General features: G+C 72.0%; 18 protein-coding genes and 1 riboswitch. Of the genes, 7 read left to right on the top strand and 11 right to left on the bottom strand.

The features are described 5' to 3' along the window. Positions 1-36 precede the first annotated feature (36 nt). Positions 37-1,074 carry a zinc metalloprotease gene (locus O7612_RS01410; RefSeq protein ID WP_282269735.1) on the top strand — a complete coding sequence of 346 codons (1,038 nt, stop codon included), beginning with the start codon at positions 37-39 and terminating at the stop codon, positions 1,072-1,074. A gap of 72 nt (positions 1,075-1,146) precedes the next feature. On the opposite strand, the gene O7612_RS01405 is transcribed toward O7612_RS01410, so the two are convergent. After that, positions 1,147-1,701, bottom strand: coding sequence for a pyridoxamine 5'-phosphate oxidase family protein (locus tag O7612_RS01405; RefSeq protein ID WP_282269732.1), 555 nt, complete (start codon positions 1,699-1,701; stop codon positions 1,147-1,149). Positions 1,702-1,881: 180 nt separating this feature from the next. On the opposite strand from O7612_RS01405, the gene dcd reads away from it, so the two are divergent. Further along, entirely contained in the window at positions 1,882-2,460 is a 579-nt protein-coding gene (gene dcd / locus O7612_RS01400) for a dCTP deaminase (RefSeq protein ID WP_282269730.1), read from the top strand. 82 nt (positions 2,461-2,542) lie between these two features. On the opposite strand, the gene O7612_RS01395 is transcribed toward dcd, so the two are convergent. The 4 genes from O7612_RS01395 to O7612_RS01380 form a co-directional block, all read right to left on the bottom strand. Then, positions 2,543-3,583 (bottom strand): C40 family peptidase, encoded by a 1,041-nt coding sequence (locus O7612_RS01395; protein ID WP_282269728.1) that lies wholly within the window; start codon positions 3,581-3,583, stop codon positions 2,543-2,545. Positions 3,584-3,595: 12 nt separating this feature from the next. Beyond that, a riboswitch (cyclic di-AMP (ydaO/yuaA leader) is annotated at positions 3,596-3,732 on the bottom strand. A gap of 155 nt (positions 3,733-3,887) precedes the next feature. Continuing rightward, a complete protein-coding gene (locus O7612_RS01390) occupies positions 3,888-4,775 on the bottom strand; it encodes a C40 family peptidase (protein ID WP_282274113.1) in 888 nt (295 codons plus the stop codon). Between the two features lie 288 nt (positions 4,776-5,063). Continuing rightward, positions 5,064-6,068, bottom strand: coding sequence for a hemolysin family protein (locus tag O7612_RS01385; protein WP_067300724.1), 1,005 nt, complete (start codon positions 6,066-6,068; stop codon positions 5,064-5,066). Beyond that, positions 6,061-7,401 (bottom strand): hemolysin family protein, encoded by a 1,341-nt coding sequence (locus O7612_RS01380; RefSeq protein WP_282269724.1) that lies wholly within the window; start codon positions 7,399-7,401, stop codon positions 6,061-6,063. The genes O7612_RS01385 and O7612_RS01380 overlap by 8 nt, the downstream gene beginning before the upstream one ends. 112 nt (positions 7,402-7,513) lie before the next feature. Between O7612_RS01380 and O7612_RS01375 the strand changes: the two genes are divergently transcribed. Next, positions 7,514-8,194, top strand: a complete 681-nt coding sequence (locus O7612_RS01375) for a GPP34 family phosphoprotein (RefSeq protein ID WP_282269722.1) — start codon at positions 7,514-7,516, stop codon at positions 8,192-8,194. Positions 8,195-8,280: 86 nt separating this feature from the next. Here the strand turns inward: O7612_RS01375 and O7612_RS01370 are convergent, their stop codons facing one another. Both O7612_RS01370 and O7612_RS01365 read right to left on the bottom strand, forming a co-directional pair. After that, a complete protein-coding gene (locus O7612_RS01370; protein WP_282269720.1) occupies positions 8,281-10,500 on the bottom strand; it encodes a (Fe-S)-binding protein in 2,220 nt (739 codons plus the stop codon). Between the two features lie 288 nt (positions 10,501-10,788). After that, entirely contained in the window at positions 10,789-11,052 is a 264-nt protein-coding gene (locus O7612_RS01365; RefSeq protein WP_282269718.1) for a cell division protein CrgA, read from the bottom strand. 227 nt (positions 11,053-11,279) lie between these two features. Between O7612_RS01365 and O7612_RS01360 the strand changes: the two genes are divergently transcribed. The 4 genes from O7612_RS01360 to O7612_RS01345 are packed head-to-tail and all read left to right on the top strand — an operon-like array spanning position 11,280 to position 14,458. Further along, positions 11,280-12,086: a DUF881 domain-containing protein gene (locus O7612_RS01360; RefSeq protein ID WP_282269716.1), complete on the top strand. Its 807-nt coding sequence runs from the start codon at positions 11,280-11,282 to the stop codon at positions 12,084-12,086. Next, positions 12,083-13,519, top strand: coding sequence for a class E sortase (locus tag O7612_RS01355; protein ID WP_282269714.1), 1,437 nt, complete (start codon positions 12,083-12,085; stop codon positions 13,517-13,519). The genes O7612_RS01360 and O7612_RS01355 overlap by 4 nt, the downstream gene beginning before the upstream one ends. A 5-nt stretch (positions 13,520-13,524) precedes the next feature. Further along, on the top strand, positions 13,525-13,803 hold the full coding sequence (locus tag O7612_RS01350) for a hypothetical protein (protein ID WP_282269712.1): 279 nt from the start codon (positions 13,525-13,527) through the stop codon (positions 13,801-13,803). A 4-nt stretch (positions 13,804-13,807) separates the two neighbouring features. Further along, positions 13,808-14,458 carry an aminodeoxychorismate/anthranilate synthase component II gene (locus O7612_RS01345; RefSeq protein WP_282269710.1) on the top strand — a complete coding sequence of 217 codons (651 nt, stop codon included), beginning with the start codon at positions 13,808-13,810 and terminating at the stop codon, positions 14,456-14,458. Positions 14,459-14,587: 129 nt separating this feature from the next. Here O7612_RS01345 and pknB read toward each other — a convergent pair whose 3' ends face one another. The 4 genes from pknB to O7612_RS01325 are packed head-to-tail and all read right to left on the bottom strand — an operon-like array spanning position 14,588 to position 20,784. Then, positions 14,588-16,393, bottom strand: coding sequence for a Stk1 family PASTA domain-containing Ser/Thr kinase (pknB, locus tag O7612_RS01340; protein ID WP_282269708.1), 1,806 nt, complete (start codon positions 16,391-16,393; stop codon positions 14,588-14,590). Then, entirely contained in the window at positions 16,390-17,901 is a 1,512-nt protein-coding gene (locus O7612_RS01335) for a serine/threonine protein kinase (protein ID WP_282274112.1), read from the bottom strand. Before O7612_RS01335 ends, pknB begins: the two co-directional genes overlap by 4 nt. A 1-nt stretch (position 17,902) precedes the next feature. Then, positions 17,903-19,408: a penicillin-binding protein 2 gene (locus O7612_RS01330; protein WP_282269706.1), complete on the bottom strand. Its 1,506-nt coding sequence runs from the start codon at positions 19,406-19,408 to the stop codon at positions 17,903-17,905. After that, a complete protein-coding gene (locus tag O7612_RS01325; protein ID WP_282274111.1) occupies positions 19,405-20,784 on the bottom strand; it encodes an FtsW/RodA/SpoVE family cell cycle protein in 1,380 nt (459 codons plus the stop codon). Before O7612_RS01325 ends, O7612_RS01330 begins: the two co-directional genes overlap by 4 nt. Between the last annotated feature and the right edge of the window lie 32 nt (positions 20,785-20,816).

Genomic DNA, 20,816 nt, shown 5'->3' with positions numbered 1-20,816 from the left:
ATACCCCCTGTCGTACCGCCAGAAAGAGGTGGGCCCATGGGACTGCGTCCCAACCTGCTGACCCGGCGTGCCGCCGGCGTCGCATCGACGACCTTCGCGCTGCTGCTGAGCACCGCCGCGGTGGGCGTCGCGCCTGCGGCTTCCGCGTACTCCGCAGCCCCCGACAGCACCTCCTGCGCTGAGCCGGCCGACGCCCACGCGGACGTCCACTCCGACGCGCGTGTCCGCGGCGGTGCCAAGAAGGCCGCCCACAAGCGGCACGACCCGAACGAGCTGACCGCCGCACAGGTCAGGGAGCGGGAGGCGGATTTCGCCGCGGCCCTGCGCAACAGCACCCTGCGGTCGAAGTCCAGCCTCCGGACCGGCTCGACCGAGGGCCAGACGGTCGCGTTGGCCCCGATCTCCATTCCGGTCGTCGTGCACGTGATCCAGCGGGACAGCACCCGGGCCGGGGGCAACATCCCCGACTCGATGATCAACTCGCAGATCAGCGTGCTGAACCAGGCGTACAGCGGCGCGACCGGGGGTGCGGCCACCGGCTTCACCTTCCAGCTCCAGAAGATCAACCGGGTCACCAACGCGTCCTGGTACCCGATCGTGCAGGGGTCCTCGGGCGAGCGGGCGATGAAGACCCAGCTGCGTACCGGTGGCAAGAACACCCTCAACATGTACCTGGGCGAGCTGAGCGACGACCTGCTCGGCTGGGCGACCTTCCCCAAGCGCACCCTGGACGTGATGGACGGCGTCGTGGTGCTCGGCGAGTCGCTGCCGAACGGCACCGCCACCAACTACAACCTGGGTGACACCGGCACCCACGAGGTCGGCCACTGGCTGAACCTCTACCACACCTTCCAGGGTGGTTGCTCGGGCTCGGGCGACGGCGTCTCGGACACCCCGGCCGAGCGCGAGCCGGCCTACCAGTGCCCGACCGGCCGGGACACCTGCACCGCGGCCGGCAAGGACCCGATCACCAACTTCATGGACTACACCTACGACTCGTGCATGTACCAGTTCACCCCCGGCCAGGCCAGCCGGATGGTTAACGCCTGGACCGCCTACCGGGCAGCCGCCTGACCCGGTAGCCGGTAGCCGCGACGGTGCCGGCTCCGCCCTTCCCGGGCGGGGCCGGCACCGTCGTGTGCGGGCTCAGGCAGCGGTACGACGGGTGTCGAAGCCGTGCCGACCACGCCGGGACGGCCGCTGGTCGGGCAGGCCGGAGACGCCCGGCCGACCCGCCGTCGGGTCGAGCCAGACCTGCACGGCGGGTCGGCCGCCGTGCGGGCTCAGCGGGCCACCGTGGTCGCGGCGGGTGAGCATCGCGACGTCGACACTGAACTCGAAGAGCCGCCAGTCGACCTGCGGTGCGGCCCGGCCGATCGCGGCGACCAGCTCCACCCGGGCCGGATCGGTCACCGGCTCGGCCCGGCCGGCGACGTAGGCCTCGTCGTCGCTGTCCTCCGGCGGGAACGAGTGGAGCGCGTAGCGTCCGTCGCGTTCGAGGTCACGCCGCTTGGGCGAGTCGACGACGAAGCAGAAGAGCCCGCCGTCGGTGACCACCGGGCAGACCGGGTGCACCCGGGGCCCACCGTCGGCGCGGACCGTGGCCAGGTAGCCGAAGCCCGGCCCGTACTGCTGAAGGAGAAGGCGGATCCCGTCGGCGAGTCGGGGCTCGTCGGCGGCGAAAACGGACCAGGATGCCATGCTCACACTCTATCGAACAGGCGTTCGAAAATCAGTCCGACACGCAGGTGGAACGGCCTGTCTTTGGCCGGGTCGCCCGTCGTGGTGCCGGCCGGCACCGAGGTTCGTCGGTACCCCGTCCGGGTAGGCGTCGGCGGCCCGGCCGCCGGCCGACGCCGGGGCGCTCGCTATGGTGTCCCGATGCTGCTCTCCGACCGGGACCTGGTCTCCGAGATCAAGGCGGGCGCGCTGGCGCTGGAGCCGTTCGAGCCGAGTCTGGTGCAGCCGTCCAGCATCGACGTGCGCCTCGACAAGCTGTTCCGGGTCTTCAACAACCACCTCTACACGCACATCGACCCGTCCGTGCAGCAGGACGACCTGACCTCGATGGTCGAGGTGCCGGTGGGCGAGCCGTTCGTGCTGCACCCGGGCGAGTTCGTGCTCGCCTCCACGCTCGAGGTCATCTCCCTCGGCGACCAGCTCGCCGGCCGGCTGGAGGGCAAGTCGAGCCTGGGTCGGCTGGGCCTGCTCACCCACTCGACCGCCGGCTTCATCGACCCGGGCTTCTCCGGCCACGTCACGCTGGAGCTGTCGAACGTGGCGAACCTGCCGATCACCCTCTGGCCGGGCATGAAGATCGGGCAGCTCTGCATCTTCCGGCTCTCCTCGCCGGCCGAGCACCCCTACGGCTCCGCGGTCTACGGGTCGCGCTACCAGGGCCAGCGTGGGCCGACCCCGAGCCGGTCCTGGCAGAACTGGCGCACCTGGCCGACCCGCTGACCATCCCGCCGGGCCGACCCGTGCCCCCGGGCCGCGGACCCGGAGGCACGGCTCAGCCGGGACGGCGAACCGGACGCGCGACTCAGCCGGGACGGCCGTAGCTGTGGACCGGCCCGTCGTCGACCCGCTTCATGGTGATCGGCTTACCGGCCTGGGAGGCGTGCACGACCCAGCCGTCCCCGACGTACATCCCGACGTGGTGCAGGTCGGCGTAGTAGAAGACCAGGTCACCGGGGCGCAGGTCGGCCCGGCTCACCCGGTCGGTGACCTGGCGCTGCTGCCGGGCGTTGTGCGGCAGCGACACCCCGGCTTTCGCCCAGGCGGCCATGGTCAGCCCGGAGCAGTCGTAGTTGTTCGGACCTGCCGCGCCCCACACGTACAGCTTGCCGATCTGGGCGCAGGCGAACTTCACCGCGGTGCCGGACGGGCCGCCGGGGTAGCCGGCCGGGCACGGGGCCGGGCGCAGCTTGCCACCGCCGCCGTTGCCGTAGACCTTGAGCCGTAGCTTCTGCAACCGGTCGATCTCGGTGTTGATCTGCTTCTTGCGGGCCGCTAACTGGGCCTCGGTACGGGTCAGCTGGGCGACCATCTCGTCCAGCGGGGCCTTGGTCGCGGCGAGTTCGTCGCGCAGCTCGGCGACGGTCCGCACCTCGCGCTGCTGGCGGCTGGCGAACCGGTCCAGCAGGCCCAGCTGGGTGACCACCTGGCTCGGGCTGTGGCTGCCCAGCAGGGCGTTGACGGTGGACATGTTCTCGCCCTTGTACGCCTGGACGGCGAGGCCACTGACCTGGTTCATCGCCTGGTCCACCCGGCGCTGCAACGGCGCGATCCGCTTGCCGAGCGCGTCGGCCTGCCGGCGCTTGGCGGCGAGGTCGGTGCGGGTGGCGTTGTGCTGCTCGATGATCGGTTCGAGCTTGTTCCAGTCCTGGTCGATCTGCCGCTCGATCTCGGCGACCGAGGGGTCGGCGTGGGCTGCCGTGCCGCCACCGGTCAGGATGACCGCGACGGCGGCCAGGGTGGCGAGGGTGGTGGTGAAGCGGGACCAGCGTGGGCGCGGCACCGTCGTGTCCCGGGCGACCTGGGTCGACCGGCGCGACGGCGGGCGCGGGGCATGGTGTGCCACCGGGCTCCGGGCTCCTTCTTCCTCGACCGCCTACCGGGTTAGCTGACGGGTTCGGGCGGGAAGGGAGCGCCCTACCGCGGTGGTCGCGGATTCACCCCGGCGTACCTGGGTCCCCGGCTCGCCCGGAGGCGACTCGGCGGTGTCGGGCGACGCCACCCCGGATGGGGCGGACCTGGTGCCGACCGACGATTGACCAGAGTAGAGACGGTCGTTATCGATCCGCAACCCGCCGGGCCGGCACACTCCGTGCCCGGAAAACACGCAACCCCCGGCCCGATCGGCCGGGGGTTGGCGTATGTGCTGGTCAGGGGCGGCGGAAGCCGGCCACCGGCATGTTGTTGATGCTGGCCACCTGGACCGGCTTACCGGTCCGCGGCGCGTGCACCATCATGTCGTTGCCCAGGTATAGGCCGACGTGGTGCAGGTCGCTGAAGAAGAAGACCAGGTCACCGGGACGGGCCTCGGAACGCGGGATGGCCTTGCCCTCGTTCCACTGCGCACCGGTGAAGTGGGTCAGCGAGATGCCGGCCGCCTTGTAGGCGAACTGGGTGAGCCCGGAGCAGTCGAACGAGTTCGGCCCGGTGGCGCCCCACACGTACGGGTCACCGACCTGCGCGCAGGCCGTCGCGATCGCGGTGCGGGCGGCGGAGCTGACCACGCCGTTGATCGTGGGGCAGCCGTTCACCTTGACGGTGGTCTTCGGCATCGCCGCCTGGAGTCGCTTGATCTCGGCGTTGATCTGCTTCTTCTTGGCCGCGAGCTCCTTCTCCTGCTTCACCTCGGCGGCGATCAGGGTGTCGAGCTTCTGCTTCTCGGCGTCGTACTTGCGGCGCACCACGAGCACGGCCTCGACCTCACGGCGCTGCTCGGCGGCGAGCCGGTCCAGGATGGTCAGCTGCGTGGCGAGGGTGCCCGGCTTGGTGGTGGTGAGCAGGGCGCTCAGCTCCTGCGAGGGGCCGGACTTGTAGTAGCGGGAGGCAAGGTCACCGACGCGGCCGAGAGCCAGCTCGCTCTGCAGGGCCAGCGGCTCGATCTTCTTCTGGAGGTCGGCCGCCTTCTTGCGGTTGACCTTCAGCTGCGCCTGGACCTTGTGGTGACTCTCGATGGTCGGTTCGATCTGCTCCCACTGCTTGTCGAGGGCCGCCTCGATCTCCTCGGGTGTCGGCGCGGCGTACGCCGGCGCGGCGAGCATCCCGGCGCCGACGGCGACCGCCGCGACCACGGTGAGCAGGCGGCGGACGACCCGGCTGAGGACCGCCGGCCGAACGGGCGGCTGGCCCTGGACGTGACGTTGGGGGGGCATGGTTGCCACCGGCGTCGACTCCTTTGCAACCGACCGCCGGGCGTCTCGCTAAGGGGAAGAAGGAGACAGACATCCCACAGCGGCCGGTGCAACATTAGGGGGAGTCACGGTACGGAATCAAGGCGGGTGGACGATCCATCACATCAGCGCAATCGCTTGCACACAAAGGGTGCTCGCTCAATTCCCAACAATGGCCGTCAATACGTCGTCGAGGGTGACCACCCCGAGCGGACGGCGACCGTCGCTCACCAGCACCATGTGCCGCCGCTCGCGCCGCATCGCCAGCAGCAGATCGGCCAGCGTACGGTCCGGCGGCACCACCGCCAGCGGCCGGTAGACCTCGGCCGGCACCGGTGCCCGGCGGGACGCCCCCGCGTACCCGAGGACGTCCTTGACGTGCACGAAACCCAGCACCCGACGGGTGGAACGCTGCACCACCGGAAAGCGGGAGCGGCCGGTGCTGGTCGCCAGCACCTCCAACGAGGCCGGCGAGACGTCCTCGGCCACGGTGGTCACGGTGGACCACGGTTGCAACGCGTCCGCCGCCGTCCGGTCGTGCAACGCCAACGCGCCGGTGATCCGGGCGTGCTCCTCGGCGTCGAGCAGCCCCTCGGTGCGGGCCTGGGCCACCAGACCGGCCAGCTCCTCGGCCGTGAAGACCGTCTTCACCGCGTCGGTGGCCTCCACCGCCCACAGTCGCAGCACCTGCCGGGACGCCCACTTCATCGCCAGCAGCAGCGGCTTGGTGGCCAGGCAGAACGCCAGCATCGCCGGCCCCAGCCAGAGCGCCGACGGTTCCGGACCGGCCAGGGTGATGTTCTTCGGCACCATCTCGCCGACCACGGTGTGCAGGAACACGACCACGGCCAGGGCGATCAGGAAGGAGACCGGGTGCACCGCGCCCGCCGGCAACGGCACCGCGTGGAACACCGGTTCCAGCAGATGGGCCAGGGCCGGCTCGGCGATCGCGCCCAACCCGAGCGAACAGACGGTGATGCCGAGCTGCGCCCCGGCGATCATCAACGGGATCTGGTTCATCGCCGACAGCGCCCACCGGGCGCGCTGGGAGGTCGCGGCCAACGGCTCCACCACCGTACGGCGCGACGCGATCAACGCGAACTCGCTGCCCACGAAGAACGCGTTGCCGAGCAGCAGCACCACCGCGACCAGTAGCTCAGTCATCGACGTGCGGCTCCTCGGGGCGGACCACCCGGACCTGTTCGATCCGGTGCCGCTCCACCTCGACCACGATGAACGCGTAGCCGTCCGCCCGGATCGTCTCGCCGGGTAGCGGGATGTGCCCCAGCCGGGCCATCAGGAAGCCCGCCAGCGTCTCGTACGGGCCCTCGGGGAGCCGGAAACCGGTCTGCTCGAACAGCTCGTCCTCCCGCAGCACCCCGTCGACCAGAACGGTCCGTTCCCCGCCCGGCACGGTCAGGCCGGTGGCGTGGGCGTCGTCCACGGTGGCCGGATCGAACTCGTCGGCGATCTCCCCGACCAGCTCCTCGACCAGATCCTCGACGGTCACCACGCCGTCGGTGCCGCCGTACTCGTCGACCACGATGGCCAGGTCGGACCCGGCGGCCTTCAGCGCCGCCAGCACGCCGTCGAGATCGAGGCTCTCCGGGACGTACACCGGCTCGCGGGCCACCGAGGCGACGGTGGTGCCGGCCCGCGCGGTCAGCGGCACACCGAGCGCGTCGGGCACGGCCGCGACCCCGGTGACCAGGTCCAGGGTCTCCTCGTAGACCGGGAACCGGGTCCGGCCCGTCCGACGGGACAGGTCCAGCAGTTCGGCGACGGTGGCGGTGGCCCGCAGCGCGATCACGTCCACCCGGGGGGTCATCGCCTCGGCGGCCCGCTTGTCGCCGAAACGGATGGTGCGGCGCAGCAACATGGCGGTGTCCGGCGGCAGCGCACCGGCGCGGGCCGAGATGGCGGCGAGCAGACCCAGCTCCTCGGGGGACCGGGCACTGGCCAACTCCTCCTGCGGCTCCACCCCGAGCTGGCGGACCAGCCGGTTCGCCGAGCCGTTCAACCCCCTGATCAGCCAACCGAAGGCCCGGGAGAAGGCCCGCATCGGGCCGGCGGTGGCCAGCGCCGCCGGCATCGGTCGGGCCAGCGCCAGGTTCTTGGGCACCAGTTCGCCGAAGAGCATCGACAGCAGGGTGGCCAGCGCCAGGGCGAGCAGCGGGCCGAACCGGTCGGCGCCGCCCAGCGGGGCCAGCAGCGGATCGAACAGCCGGGACAGGGCGGGCTCGGCGAGGTAGCCGGTGAGCAGCGCGGTGAGGGTGATGCCGAGCTGCGCCCCGGAGAGCTGGAAGGAGAGTTCGCGCAGCGCCCGGCGGACCGTGGCGGCCGTGGCGTCACCGGCCTCGGCCCGCCGGTCGATCTCCGCCCGGTCGACGGTGACCAGGGCGAACTCGGCCGCGACGAAGAACGCGTTGCCGGCGGTCAGCAGCACGAAGCCGACCAGGGGCAACAGCGTGCCGAGCACCAGACCGTCGATGGGCATGATTGTTCCACGACCGCGCCCCGCGGTCACCGGGGCGTGGCTCACGGTCACCGGAGCCGTCGTCGGCTCCGCCCGTCTGCGGGGATCGCGCCACGGGGTTAGCGTGGACGGCATGGCACCGCTCACCCTCGCCGCCGAACTGGTCCTGCTCGCCTACGACGACGAGGGGGTGAACCGGCTCGGTCGGCCGCACCTCGACTACGGGCTGTCCGGGGCGGTGCTGCTGGAGCTGGCCCTCGCCGGTCGGGTCGAGGTGGTCGACGACCGGCTGGTGGTGACCGACCCCACGCCGACCGGCCACCAGGTGCTCGACGCCGCCCTCGCCGAGGTGGCCGCCGACGGCAGGCGTCGCCGGCCGAAGGACTGGATCAGCCGGCTGGCCAAGGGACTGCCCGACCGGGTGCTGGCGGGCCTGGTCGACGCGGGGGTGCTGCGCCGGGAGTCCGACCGGGTGCTGCTGGTCTTCCCGCGTACCCGCTATCCGTCACCGACCGGCGCGGAGCCGGTGGCGGAGACGGCGGCCCGGCAGCGGATGGTCGACGCGCTGCTCGCCGACGGCCCGGTGGAGGCCCGGACGGCCGCGTTGCTCGGCCTGACCCGCGCGGTCGGGCTGGACCGCAAGCTCTTCCGGGAGCTGCCGAAGGAGCGGCTCAAGGCCCGCACCACGGAGATCGCCGCCGGGGACTGGGCGTCCGCGGCGACGAAGAAGGCGATCGAGGAGACCCAGGCCGCGATCATGACGGCCACCACCGTGGCGACCTCCGCGGCGATCATCGGCGCCACGTCCTCCTGACCACCACGGGCGTCCTGACGACCACGGCGGCGGCACCGGTCCGGTGCCGCCGCCGTCGTGCGTCCGCCTGGTCCGCCGGTACGACCTCAGCCGGCGGTCGGCGTGGTCTCCTTCTCGCCGGGCGCGGTGTCCGGCCTGACCGAGCGGAGCAGCACGCTGGCCACGTCGACCACCTCGACCTGCTCGCCGGCCCCCTTGCCGTTCACCCCGTCGTTGAGCATCGTCGAGCAGAACGGGCAGCCGACGGCGACCGTCCGCGCCCCGGTGGACATGGCCTCCTCGACCCGGTCCACGTTGATCCGCTTGCCGATCTTCTCTTCCATCCACATCCGGGCACCGCCGGCACCGCAGCAGAAGGAGCGCTCGCTGTTGCGCGGCATCTCGACGATCCCGCTGTCGCCGCCGCCGCTGCCGCCGTTGACGGCGCTGCCGAGCACCTCCCGCGGTGGGGCGAAGACCCGGTTGTGCCGGCCCAGGTAGCAGGGGTCGTGATAGGTGACCCCGCCGTCGACCGGCTGCACCGGGGTGAGTCGACCGGTGCTGACCAGGTGGGCCAGGAGCTGGGTGTGGTGGACCACCTCGAAGTCGCCGCCGAGCTGGCCGTACTCGTTGCCCAGGGTGTTGAAGCAGTGTGGGCAGGTCGCCACGATCTTCCGGCTGGTCTTCTCCCGGCCCTCGAACGCCTCGTTGAGGGTCTCGACGTTCTGCTGGGCGAGCATCTGGAAGACGAATTCGTTGCCCATCCGGCGGGCCGGGTCGCCGGAGCAGGTCTCGCCCTCGCCGAGGATGGCGAAGGAGACGCCCGCCTCGTGCAGCAGGGTGGCGACCGCCCGGGTGGTCTTCTTGGCCCGGTCCTCGAACGCGCCCGCGCAGCCGACCCAGAACAGGTACTCGAAGTCGTCGACCGCGCCGACCCGGGGCACCTCGAAGTCCAGCCCCTTGGTCCAGTCCTCGCGGGTGTTCTGCGGGGCGCCCCACGGGTTGCCCTTGTTCTCCAGGTTGCGCAGCATCACCCCGGCCTCGGACGGGAAGCTCGACTCGATCAGCACCTGGTAGCGGCGCATGTCGACGATGTGGTCGACGTGCTCGATGTCGACCGGGCACTGCTCGACGCAGGCTCCGCAGGTGGTGCAGGACCACAGCACGTCCGGGTCGATGACGCCGCCGGCCTCGGCGTCGCCGATCAGCGGCTTCTCGGCCTCGGCGAGGGTGAGCACGTCGAGGTGGGCGAGCTGCGCCTGGGTCGCCTTCTCCTCGCCGGTGAGGTCCTTGCCGCCCCCGGCCAGCAGGTAGGGCGCCTTGGCGTACGCGTGGTCGCGGAGGCTGAGCACGAGCAGCTTCGGCGACAGCGGCTTGCCGGTGTTCCAGGCCGGGCACTGCGACTGGCAGCGACCGCACTCGGTGCAGGTGCTGAAGTCGAGCAGGCCCTTCCAGGAGAACTGCTCGACCTGCGCGACACCGAACTGGTCTTTCTCCGGGTCGGCCTCCTCGAAGTCGAGCGGCTTGCCCTGGCTCGTCATCGGCCGCAGCGCGCCGAGCCCGGAGCCGGCGGGCCGGGTCGGCTCACGCTTGAAGAAGATGTTGAAGAACGCGAGGAAGCGGTGCCAGGCGACGCCCATGGTCACGTTCAGCGCGATGACGATCAACCAGGTCATCGAGATGGCGATCTTGACGAGGGCGGCGACGCTCACGCCCGCCGGCCAGGCAGGCAGCAGCGCGCCGACGGCGTGGCTGACCGGGGTCGCCCAGAGCGGGTACTCGAAGTGGTCGGTGGCGACCTTGAAACCCCGGATCACGAAACCCATGACCAGCACCGCGAGGACGACCGCCTCGACGAAGTAGCCCTGCCACATGGTGGAGCCGGTGAACCGGGAGCGTCCGCCCGGACGGGTCGGCCGGTTGCGTACCCGGATCCCGATCAGCACCACGATGCCGACCACGCCGAGCACCGCGATCACCTCGGTGACCAGGCCGTACACGGCGAGACCGCCGATCAGCGGCAGGCCACCGGTCGGCGAGACGACCTCGAAGTACGCCTCCAGCACGAGCAGCGACAGCACGATGAAGCCGACCATCACGAACCAGTGCGCGGCACCCACCACGCCCCACCGGAGCATCCGGGTGTGGCCGGCCGTCTCGACCAGCATGGTCCTGGCCCGGGCGCCCTTGTCGGCGAACCGCTCCGGCGCGGGCTGGCCCAGCCGGATGACGGCCACCATGTTCCGCACCGCGCGTACCGCGAGCCACACCGCCACGGCGGTGATGGCGGCGGCAAGGATCGTGGTGACGATCTGGACGCTGCCCATCGAGTCGGCCTCCCGGTCTGCTGCCTGTCGAGCGGCTCGGCGACCGGGGGCCGGCTCAGGGGGTGGCCGGCGTGCCGCCGTCGCACCCCCGACCGGACCGGTCGATGACCTCGCTCCGCTCGGTCATGCAGTGCAGCCTACGCGAAAGTTACCCGACGGTAACGTGAATCTTCTCGCACCAGGCCACGCCGCCCTGCGGACACCATAGGGCTCCCGACGCCGCAGTGCCGGGCTGGGGGCGTCCAGGGTGACCTGGCACGTGTCGCGGAGCGCGCCGGAGCGCGGCGCTCAACGCCAGCGGGAGAGCAGGACCAGCGAGCTCACCATCGCGCCGAAACCGACCGCGAGGTTCCAGTAGCCCCACGAGGCGACCGGCCATTCCTGGGCGGAGAGGTAGTAGACCACCAGCCAGCCGATACCACCGACGATCAGCGCGACGGCGATCGCCGGCAGCCACACCGGGCTAGGCTTGCGCGTCGCCGCTGTCGTCGTCGGACGAACGTCCGTCGGCGGGGTGTACACCTTCTTCTTACGGACCTGAGACTTGGGCACGACGCTCTCCAGAGGGGTGACGACCTCGTCCGGCCTGACAACCGGGCGCGGGGGCGACGGTCCATGGCCAATAATGTTCGACAGCTAGCGTAGTCCGGAAGGCCGCTCCAGGCCATGAATGGGGTCGATCCGGTGCACGCGGTGACCGGATCGGGCGGGTCGACGCGACGCCGGCGACCGCGCCCGCCCGTGACGGGCGTCACCAGAAGACGGGAGAGGAACGCTCGGTGGAGTACACATCCGGTGCGGCGTCCTGGCAGAAGGCCATGCGTCGGGCGGTCGTCGCCTTCCTGCCGCGACGGCCGAGGCAGCGCCGACCGGGCTGGTCGGTCGGCGTGCCGCTGATCGCCGCCGCCGCCGGGCTGCTCTTCACCACCACGGCGACCACGGCGGGCGGCACCGCCCTGCGGGAGGACCGCCGGCCCCAGCTCACCCAGCTCATCGAGGACCGCCGGGAGCAGGTGGCCGCCAGCGAGCTGCGGGCCGCCCGGCTCCGCGCCGACGTGGAGGCCGACACCTCGGCCCTGGCCGACACCGACGCGCCGATCAAGGAGCAGCGCGACCGTGCCCGGGGGCTCCGACAGGCGGCCGGCTTCACCGCCCTCACCGGCTCCGGGGTGACCGTCGAGCTGAACGACGCGCCCCGACGTGGCGACGGCACCATGCCCAAGGGCGCCACCAACGACGACCTGGTCGTCCACCAGGGCGACGTGCAGGCGGTGGTCAACGCGCTCTGGGCCGGCGGCGCGGAGGCCATGTCCATCATGAACGTCCGCGTGCTGTCCACCAGCGCGGTACGCTGCGTCGGTAACACCCTGCTGCTGCACGGCCGGGTGCACTCGCCACCATTCAAGATCGTAGCAATCGGCGATCCCGCTGCCCTCCAGCAGGCCCTCGCCGGCTCTCAGGGAGTCGGGTTGTTCAAGCAGGCGGTCGACCACTACCAGCTCGGCTACTCCGAGCACGTCGGCACGGTCTCCGTGCCGGCGTTCGAGGACTCGACCGCGTTGCGATCGGCGACGGTGCCTCGATGACCTACCAGGGTGGGGGACCGCGCGACGGCGACCGGAACGACGGCCCGACCGCCTTCCTGCCCAGGGTCGACCGGTCCGCCGACCCGTCCCCCGCCCGCACCGACCCCGCGTCGGCCGGTCCCGCACCCGCCGGTCCCGACCGCACCGGCCCGGCACCCGCCGGTGCCGCGTCGGCCGGTCCCGGGCGTCCGTCGGGGCCGACCGGCCCCTGGCCCGCCCCGGCGCTGCCGACCCGCCAGCCGCCGCCCGCCTGGCCGGGTCGCCCCACCCCGGCGGAGGCCGGACGCCCACAGCCGGGGACGCCCCCGCCGCACCGTCCCGGCACACCACCACGCCACCACCCGGAGAACGCCGAGCGGCACCCGACGCCGGCCCGACCCGCACCGACGGCGACCGGACCCCAGCACGGTCCCGGCCTCCCCGGTGCCGCCCCGCGTCCGGTGCCGCCCGTCGAGACGGGTCGGCTCCGGGCCGCCGCGCCGGACGGAACGCCGCGCCCGTCCGGCGCCGCGGGCGGCCCGCACCCGGCCGCCGTGGACCCGGCGGCCACCGCGCTGCTGCCGGTGGTGCCGGCCCGGCCGACCGGCCCGGCACTGGACTCCACCGCCCTGATGGGCGCGGTGCCACCCGTCCCCGAGGACGTCCGCTCCGCTGGTCCCGCCGAGCCCCCACCGCCGCCCCGGCGCGGCGAGCGGGTGGTCCAGCTCCGCCCCGAGCAGACCGGCGAGGGCTACAAGAGCGTCTACTCGGAGCTGACCCGGCCCACCTTCGGCTCCCGGCTGCGCACCGGCGTCCGGGTCAGCGGCGAGGTGCTGATCACCTTCGGTCTGGTGGTGCTCCTCTTCGCCGGGTACGAGATCTGGGGCAAGTCCGCCCTGGTCGACGCCCACCAGAGCAAGCTCAACGAGCAACTGGCCCAGGCCTGGGGGCCGACCGGCGACCCGACGGTCAGCCCGAGCGCCAAGCCGGTCGCCCCGGCCGAGGGCAAGCCGATCGCCGGGCTCTACATCCCCAGCCTCGACAAGAACTGGGTCGTCGTCGAGGGCGTCACCCAGCAGGACATCCGGTACGCCCCCGGCCACTACCCGAAGAGCGCCCTCCCCGGCGAGGTGGGCAACTTCTCCGTCGCCGGGCACCGTAACCGGGCCACCTTCTGGCGGCTGGACGAGCTGGAGGTGGGCGACGCGATCGTCCTGGAGGGCAAGCAGGACTGGTACGTCTACAAGGTGTACCAGTCCCGGATCGTCCGGCCCGACCAGGTCGAGGTGGTCGCGCCGGTGCCCGGCGAGCCGAACGCGAAGGCGACCCGGAAACTGCTCACCCTGACCACCTGCAACCCGAAGTTCGACAACTACCAGCGCCTGATCGTCCACGCCGAGCTGGACCACGCGCAGCCCAAGTCCGAGGGTCCACCGGCGGAACTGCGGGGCTGACGACGATGTACTCCTGGATCTGGCGCAAGTTGCCTTTCGGGCTGCCCGGCAAGCTGGTCGGGTCGGTGCTGCTCGCCACCGCGACGGTGGCGCTGCTCTGGTACGTGGTCTTCCCCTGGGCCGAGCCGCTGCTGCCCTTCGACGACGTGCAGGTCACCCAGGATTCCGGCAACCCGGGCGGCGACTCCACCGTCGACCCCGACGCGCCGGCCGGCGACGGGCACGAGCTGCCGTACGACACCGACCGGAACAACACCCCGCCCGCCCCCTCTCCAAGCCGGTGAGCCCATGCGTGTCCTCGTGATCGACAACTACGACTCCTTCGTCTTCAACCTCGTGCAGTACCTGGGCCAGCTCGGGGTGGACTGCGAGGTCCGGCGCAACGACGAGATCGACGTCGCCGAGGTCGGCCGGGTCGGCGCGGCGGGCATCCTGCTCTCGCCGGGGCCGGGCAGCCCGGACCGTGCCGGCAACTGCCTCGACATCATCCACCGGTACGGCGGTGAGCTGCCGATCTTCGGCGTCTGCCTCGGCCACCAGGCGATCGGTGAGGCGTTCGGCGCGACCGTCACCCGGGCACCGGAGTTGCTGCACGGCAAGACGTCCGAGGTACGGCACCATTCGGTCGGGGTGCTGGCCGGCCTCCCCGACCCGTTCACCGCCACCCGCTACCACTCGCTGGCGGTGCTCCCCGAGACGCTCCCCGCGGAGCTGGAGGTCACCGGCTGGACGGAGTCGGGCGTGGTGATGGCGATGCGGCACCGGACCCTGCCGATCGAGGGGGTGCAGTTCCACCCGGAGTCGGTGCTCACCGAGGGCGGCCACCTGATGCTGGCGAACTGGGTGGCCGCCTGCGGTCACCCGGAGGCCCTGGAGCGCGCCCCCGGGCTGGCCGCCGAGGTCGACGCCCGCCGGCTGGCCGCCTTCGCCGCCGGCTGACCCGACCGCCCCGCCGGCACCGGCCCGGGCGCCGGGTCTACCCGCGGGTCACCCTGGGGACGGCCCGGCCCGGGCGGGTGCCGATCGGCCCCGGCCCGGGTGGGCCGGGCCGTCACCTCCGGGTACGGATCACCGGTCCTCGGTCCGGAACGGCGGCGTGGGCAGCGGGAACCCGCCACCCCCACCGTCACCGGGCGGCGTGGTCGTCGGCGCCGGCGTGGTCGGGGTCGGCGGGGGCGGCTCCTCGGTGGGCTCGGGAACGGAGACCTCGATGGTCACCGTCTGCCCCTTGGCCAGGTTGCTGCCAGCCTTGGGGTTCTGTGCGCTCACCCGGCCGGCCTGGTCCGCCGGCACCTCGTCGCCCTCACGCACCCTGACCTCGTAGCCGGCCGCCTGCAGCTCCTTGCGCGCCTCGTCCTCGGTGAGACCGGTGACCCGGGGGACCTCCCGGATGTTGCCCCGGGAGACCTCCACGGTCACCTTGGTGCCCTCGGCGACCTTGCTGCCGGAGTCGGGCGTCACCTTGGTGACCTGACCGGCCGGCTGGTCGCTGTTGATGTCCTTGCGTTCGACGACGAGCTTGAGCCGGTCCAGCTGCGGCTTGACGTTGTCGAACTGCGAGCCGACCAGCCCGGCCGGGATGGAGACCTCCTGCGGGCCACCGCAGATGTTCACCGTCACCTGACGGTTCTCCTGCAGCGGGGTGCCCGCCGGCGGGTCCTGCCTGGCGACGGTCCCCTTCTTGCAGGTGCTGTCGAAGACCGGGTCACCGGTCGCCGGCACCAGCCCGGCGTTCTGGATCTCGGTGAACGCCGCCGCCTGCGTCTTGCCCGCAAGGTTGGGCACCGGGCTCGTCCGGGGCTTGTCGCCGTTCATCAGCAGGGCCGCCACCAGGGCGATCACCGCCAGCACGCCGACCGCCGCGAACGCCGCGATCACCCAGGAGGAACTCTTCCGGCGCTGCGGGTCGCCGACCCTCGCCGGAATCTGCCGGGTCTGCTGACCCATCACCTGCGTCGGGTAGCCGGCCGCGGCCGCCGCCATCGGGGTGGTCTCGTCCTGGCTCATCACCGGGGTGGCCATCACCTGCCGACCGGCGGCGGCGCGGAGCAGGTCGGCCCGCATCTCGCCGGCGCTCTGATAGCGGTTGAGCGGGTTCTTGGACAGCGCCTTCAGCACGATCGCGTCGATCGCCGGGGTGACGTCCGGGTTGATGTCGCTGGGCGTCGGCGGGGCCTCCCGCACGTGCTGGTACGCCACGCTGACCGGGCTGTCGCCGACGAACGGCGGATGGCCGCAGACCAGCTCGAACAGCACGCAACCGGCGGCGTACACGTCGGAGCGGGCGTCGACGGCCTCGCCGCGCGCCTGCTCCGGGGACAGGTACTGGGCGGTACCGATCACCGCGCTGGTCTGGGTCATCGTGGTGGCACCACTGGCCAACGCGCGGGCGATGCCGAAGTCCATGACCTTGACCTGGCCGGTCTGGGTCAGCATGACGTTGCCGGGCTTGATGTCCCGGTGGATGATCCCGTGCCGGTGGCTGAACTCCAGGGCCGCGCACATGTCGGCGCAGATCTCCAGCGCCCGGCGCGGCTGGAGCCGCCCCTCGACGCCGAGGACCTCCTTGAGGGTCCGCCCGTTCACGAACTCCATCACGATGAACGGCAGGGTCTCGCCGGTCGGCGCGGTCTCCTCACCGGTGTCGTAGACGGCGACGATCGCCGGGTGGTTCAGCGAGGCCGCGTTCTGCGCCTCCCGGCGGAACCGCATCTGGAAGGTGGCGTCCCGGGCCAGATCGGTCCGGAGCATCTTGATCGCGACGTCCCGACCGAGCCGGAGATCCCGACCGCGGTGCACCTCGGCCATGCCGCCGTAACCGAGCAGCTCGCCGACCTGGTACCTGCCACCGAGCAGGCGGGCCTGGGCTGTCATCGCGTTCGTCGTCCTTCGCTCGTCGTCGTCTCGCCGGCACCCGGTCCGGGCCGTACCACCCGACGGTACGGTGTTCCGGCCGGAACGTCGCGTTCGTGGGCACTCAGCGCGCCGGACGTCGTACGCGGCGCGCTCGGATCACCGCTCAGCAGGTTGTTCCGCGTCGCGTAGGAGAGCACCCCGGAACAGACCAGCACCAGGATGGCCAGCAGGATGGCCAGGGTCACCATGCCCGTCCGGGAACCACGTTCCGGGGCGGGGGGCGGCAGTGGATGCCGGGCGTATCCCATCGGCCGGTCGGACCGGACCGGCATCGGGGGCACCGACGCGGCACCCCGGGGTTGCTGGTAGCTCGGGGTGGCCGGGACCGGTGGACGCTGGACCACCGGCGGCTGCGGGTGCCGGGCCTGGACCGGGGGCCGGGCCTGCCCACCCATCGGGGGCCGGGCCTGCCCGCTGACCGGCGGTCTGGCCTGTCCACCGACCGGCGGCCGGGCCTGCGGGGGGCGGTGCTGCTGGTGGGCCAGCGCGGCGGGCTGCTGCCGGGGCACGGACGGCACCTGCGCGCGGGCCATCGGACCGGCGGGCGAGGCCGGCGCTCCGGAGACCGGGCCACCGGACACCGGACCACCGGACACCGGGCCACCGGAGACCGGACCGGGGTGCCCACCGCCCGCGCGGGCCTGCTGGGAGAGCACCTGCTTGGCCTGCCGGGCGACGGCGGCCAGGGCGGCGGCGCTCGGCCAGCGGTGACCGGGCTCCTTGGCCATCGCCCGCTCCACGATCGCCTTGACCTGCGGCGGGATGTCGCCGGGCAGTGCCCGGGGGGTGTCCCGGACATGCTTCATCGCGATCTCGAGGGGATTGTCACCCTCGAAGGGCCGACGACCGGCCAGGCACTGGTACGCCACCACACCGAGCGCGTACACGTCGGAGGCGGGGGTGGCGACCGCGCCGGTGGCCTGCTCGGGGGAGATGTACGAGGCGGTGCCGAGCACCGAGCCGGCGGCGGTGAGCTGGCCGACCAGCTCGGACCGGGCGATGCCGAAATCGGTCAGCACCAGCGTGCCGTTCGGCCGGACGAGCAGGTTGCCGGGCTTGACGTCCCGGTGCACGATGCCCTTCTCGTGGGCGGCGTGCAACGCGTCGGCGGCCTGGGCGAGCAGGGCCATCGTCCGGGCCGGGGTGAGCCGGCCGACCCGGCTGAGCGTCGCGGACAGGGCGTCGCCCTCGACGTACTCCATCACCAGGAAGGCGATCTCCTGGTCGCTGCCGAAGTCGTAGACGTCCACCACGCCGGGGTGGTTGATGGTGGCCATCGTTCGGGCCTCGCCGCGGAACCGCTCGGCGAAGCCGGGCTCGTCGAGCAGCGCCGGGAGCAGGCTCTTCACCGCCACCGTACGGCCCAGCACCTGGTCGGTGCCGCGCCACACGTCGCCCATGCCGCCGCTGGCGATCCGCTCGTCGAGACGGTAGCGGTTACCGAGCTGCACGCCGGGGCTGAGCATGTCAGCGGCCCCCCGCATCGGCGATGGCCGCCTGCATGATCTTGCCGCCGATCCGGGCCGCCTCGGCACTGCCGCCGCTGTCCGCCTGCTCCAGCTCCACACAGACCGCGGAGACCGCGTTGCCGTTCTTGTCCAGCGCGAAGCCGATGAACCAGCCGTGGTCGGGCCGGCCCGGGGCGGACTGCGCGGTGCCGGTCTTGCCGCCGACGGTGTAGCCGTCGATGGCCGCCGAGCTGCCGGTGCCGTTCTTCACCACGCTGACCATCATGTCCCGCAGGTCGTCGGCGACCTGCCCGCTGACCGGCTGGCGCAACTCCCGCGGCTGGGCGTTGTAGTAGCTGGTGGTGCGGTCCGGCCCGAGGAGCTGCTTGACCAGGTAGGGACGCATCTGCCGGCCCTTGTTGGCCACCGACCCGGCGATCAGCGCGCCCTGGAGCGGGGTCATCCGGACGTTGTTCTGGCCGATCGAGGACTGCGCCAGCGCGGCGGGGTCGGTGCCGCCGTCGGGGTTCTGCATGTCGCCGGTCCGGCTGGCCGCCACCGGCAGGCCCCCCTCGCCGAGCTGCCCGACGGTCAGGTCGTCCTGCTCGAAGCCGAACTGCCGGGCCTTCTCCTTCACCGTGTCCGCTCCGAGCCGCACGCCGAGCTGGGCGAAGCCGGTGTTGCACGACTCGGTGACCGCGTCGATCAGGGTGACCTGTGCCTCCGGGCAGATCGACGGGTGGGCGTTCCTGATCGGCGTGCCCGAGGTCGGCGGGGTCCAGCTCGGCCCGGCCGGGATCTCGGTGTCCTTGCCGACCCCGTTCTCCAGGGCGGCGGCGGCGATCACGATCTTGAAGGTGGAGCCGGGTGGCAGGGTCTCCGACAACGCCCGGTTCTTCAGCGGGCCGTCCGGGTCCTGCTCGTACTTGTTGTAGGCCGCGGAGGCGGCGTTGGTGTCGTGGTCGACCAGCGGATTCGGGTCGAAGCTGGGCATCGAGACGAGCGCCTGCACCGCACCGGTACGCGGGTCGATGGCGATCGCCGCCCCCCTCTTCACCCCGTTGCGGTTGTTGCGCAGCTGCTCGTAGGCGGTGTCCTGGGCCCGCTTCGAGATGCTCAGCAGCACGTTGCCGCCGCCGCTCTCGTCGCCGGTGAACATGTCCTTGATCCGGTTGCCGAGCAGGGCGTCGCTGGTGCCGGCGAGGAAGTCGTTCTCCAGCCGCTCGATGCCGGTGTCGCCCAGGTTGACCGGCTTGTAGCCGAGCACGTGGGCGTACTTCGTCCCCGCCGGGTAGCTGCGCTGGAACTTCAGCTTGCCGCCGGTCTCCTTGCTGGTGGCCACGGCGGTACCGCCGGCCTCGATGTTGCCCCGCCGTCGCTCGTACTCGGCCACCTGCACCCGGCCGTTGTAGTCGCTGTTGCGGTATTCGTCTGCCTTGTAGGCCTGGATCCAGTTCAGGTTGGCGAAGAGCAGACCGAACAGGACCATGACGACGACGCCGACGCGGCGCAGGGGCGCGTTCACGGGCGGATCACCTCCGTGGGAGCACCGTGCAGCTGTTCCGGCGGGCCGCCACCCGGCCGGGCCGCCGGACCGCCGCCCTGGGCCACCGGTCGCCGGGCGGCATCGGAGATCCGCAGCAGCACCGCGATGAGCAGCCAGTTCGCCATCAGCGACGAGCCACCGGCGGACAGGAACGGGGTGGTCTGACCGGTCAGCGGGATGAGCTTGCTGATCCCGCCGACGATCACGAAGACCTGGAGCCCCAGGGTGAAGGCGAGACCACCGGCGACCAGCTTGCCGAACGAGTCCCGCACCGCCAGCCCGGCCCGCAGCCCCCGCTCGACGATGAGCAGGTAGACCACCAGCAGCGCGGTCAACCCGAACAGGCCGATCTCCTCGCCGATGCCGGCGAAGATGAAGTCGTTCTGCACCTCGGGGATCTCCAACGGCTCCCCGGCGCCCGGACCGGAGCCGAACAGGCCGCCGCTGCCCAGGCCGAGCAGCCCCTGCACCAGTTGGTAACCCCGGTCGTACGGCTCGGCGAACGGGTCGAGCCAGATCTCGGCACGGGTGTAGAAGTTGGCGAACGGGCCGCCCACCGTGCCGCCCAGCACGTAGGCGAGGTAGGCCCCGCCGAAGAAGAGGACCAGACCGATCAACAGCCAGCTGACCCGTTCGGTGGCGATGTAGAGCGTCACCACGAACATGCCGAAGTAGAGCAGCGAGGTGCCGAGGTCCTTCTCGAAGACCAGGACCAGCAGACTGATCAACCAGACCCCGAGCACCGGGCCGAGATCCCGGCCACGCGGGAAGTCGATGCCGAGGACCCGGCGGCTCGCCAGCGACAGCACCTCACGCTTGCGGACCAGGTAGTAGGCGAAGAAGACCAGCAGCGCCAGCTTGGCGAACTCACCGGGCTGGATGCTGAACCCGCCGACCCGGATCCACAGCTTCGCGCCGTTGATCTCGGAGAACCGGCCGGGCAGCACCGCCGGGATCATCACCAGCACGATGCCGGCCAACCCCAGGGTGTACGCGTACCGCGAGACCGCCCGGTGGTCGCGCATCACCACCAGCAGCCCGGCGGCCAGGATCACCGCGGCCAGCGTCCAGGCCAACTGGCGGCCACCGGTGCCGGCGAAGATGGCCAGCGTCTCCCGTTCGGCGGGGGCGGCCTTGGCCAGGTCGAGCCGGCGCAGGAAGCCCACCCCGACGCCGTTGAGCAGGGCCACCGCCGGCAGCAGCGCCGGGTCGGCGAACGGCGCGAGCCAGCGGATCACCAGGTGCATGCCCAGGAAGACCAGCCCGAGCGCGGCGGCCGGCATCCAGAAGTCACGGGTGACGGTGTCGAGCAGGTTCGCCTCGACGATCGCCCCGTACGCGGCCACCAGCACCATCGCCAGCAACAGCAGGGACAGTTCGGCGTTAC

Source organism: Micromonospora sp. WMMD987 (assembly GCF_029581435.1).
GTDB classification, from domain to species: Bacteria; Actinomycetota; Actinomycetes; order Mycobacteriales; family Micromonosporaceae; genus Micromonospora; species Micromonospora rifamycinica.
Note: the sequence above shows the minus strand (reverse complement) of the source record. Positions and strands in the feature narration are given on the sequence as shown.

What these genes read in the sequence shown, in the direction of transcription:
- O7612_RS01335 (WP_282274112.1), bottom strand. Translation starts at nt 17,901, where the DNA reads ATGCTCAGCCCCGGCGTGCAGCTCGGTAACCGCTACCGTCTCGACGAG.
- O7612_RS01405 (WP_282269732.1), bottom strand. Translation starts at nt 1,701, where the DNA reads ATGGCATCCTGGTCCGTTTTCGCCGCCGACGAGCCCCGACTCGCCGAC.
- O7612_RS01355 (WP_282269714.1), top strand. Translation starts at nt 12,083, where the DNA reads ATGACCTACCAGGGTGGGGGACCGCGCGACGGCGACCGGAACGACGGC.
- O7612_RS01375 (WP_282269722.1), top strand. Translation starts at nt 7,514, where the DNA reads ATGGCACCGCTCACCCTCGCCGCCGAACTGGTCCTGCTCGCCTACGAC.
- dcd (WP_282269730.1), top strand. Translation starts at nt 1,882, where the DNA reads ATGCTGCTCTCCGACCGGGACCTGGTCTCCGAGATCAAGGCGGGCGCG.
- O7612_RS01410 (WP_282269735.1), top strand. Translation starts at nt 37, where the DNA reads ATGGGACTGCGTCCCAACCTGCTGACCCGGCGTGCCGCCGGCGTCGCA.
- O7612_RS01325 (WP_282274111.1), bottom strand. Translation starts at nt 20,784, where the DNA reads ATGGTGCTGGTGGCCGCGTACGGGGCGATCGTCGAGGCGAACCTGCTC.
- O7612_RS01385 (WP_067300724.1), bottom strand. Translation starts at nt 6,068, where the DNA reads ATGACTGAGCTACTGGTCGCGGTGGTGCTGCTGCTCGGCAACGCGTTC.
- pknB (WP_282269708.1), bottom strand. Translation starts at nt 16,393, where the DNA reads ATGACAGCCCAGGCCCGCCTGCTCGGTGGCAGGTACCAGGTCGGCGAG.
- O7612_RS01380 (WP_282269724.1), bottom strand. Translation starts at nt 7,401, where the DNA reads ATGCCCATCGACGGTCTGGTGCTCGGCACGCTGTTGCCCCTGGTCGGC.
- O7612_RS01345 (WP_282269710.1), top strand. Translation starts at nt 13,808, where the DNA reads ATGCGTGTCCTCGTGATCGACAACTACGACTCCTTCGTCTTCAACCTC.
- O7612_RS01350 (WP_282269712.1), top strand. Translation starts at nt 13,525, where the DNA reads ATGTACTCCTGGATCTGGCGCAAGTTGCCTTTCGGGCTGCCCGGCAAG.
- O7612_RS01370 (WP_282269720.1), bottom strand. Translation starts at nt 10,500, where the DNA reads ATGGGCAGCGTCCAGATCGTCACCACGATCCTTGCCGCCGCCATCACC.
- O7612_RS01390 (WP_282274113.1), bottom strand. Translation starts at nt 4,775, where the DNA reads ATGCTCGCCGCGCCGGCGTACGCCGCGCCGACACCCGAGGAGATCGAG.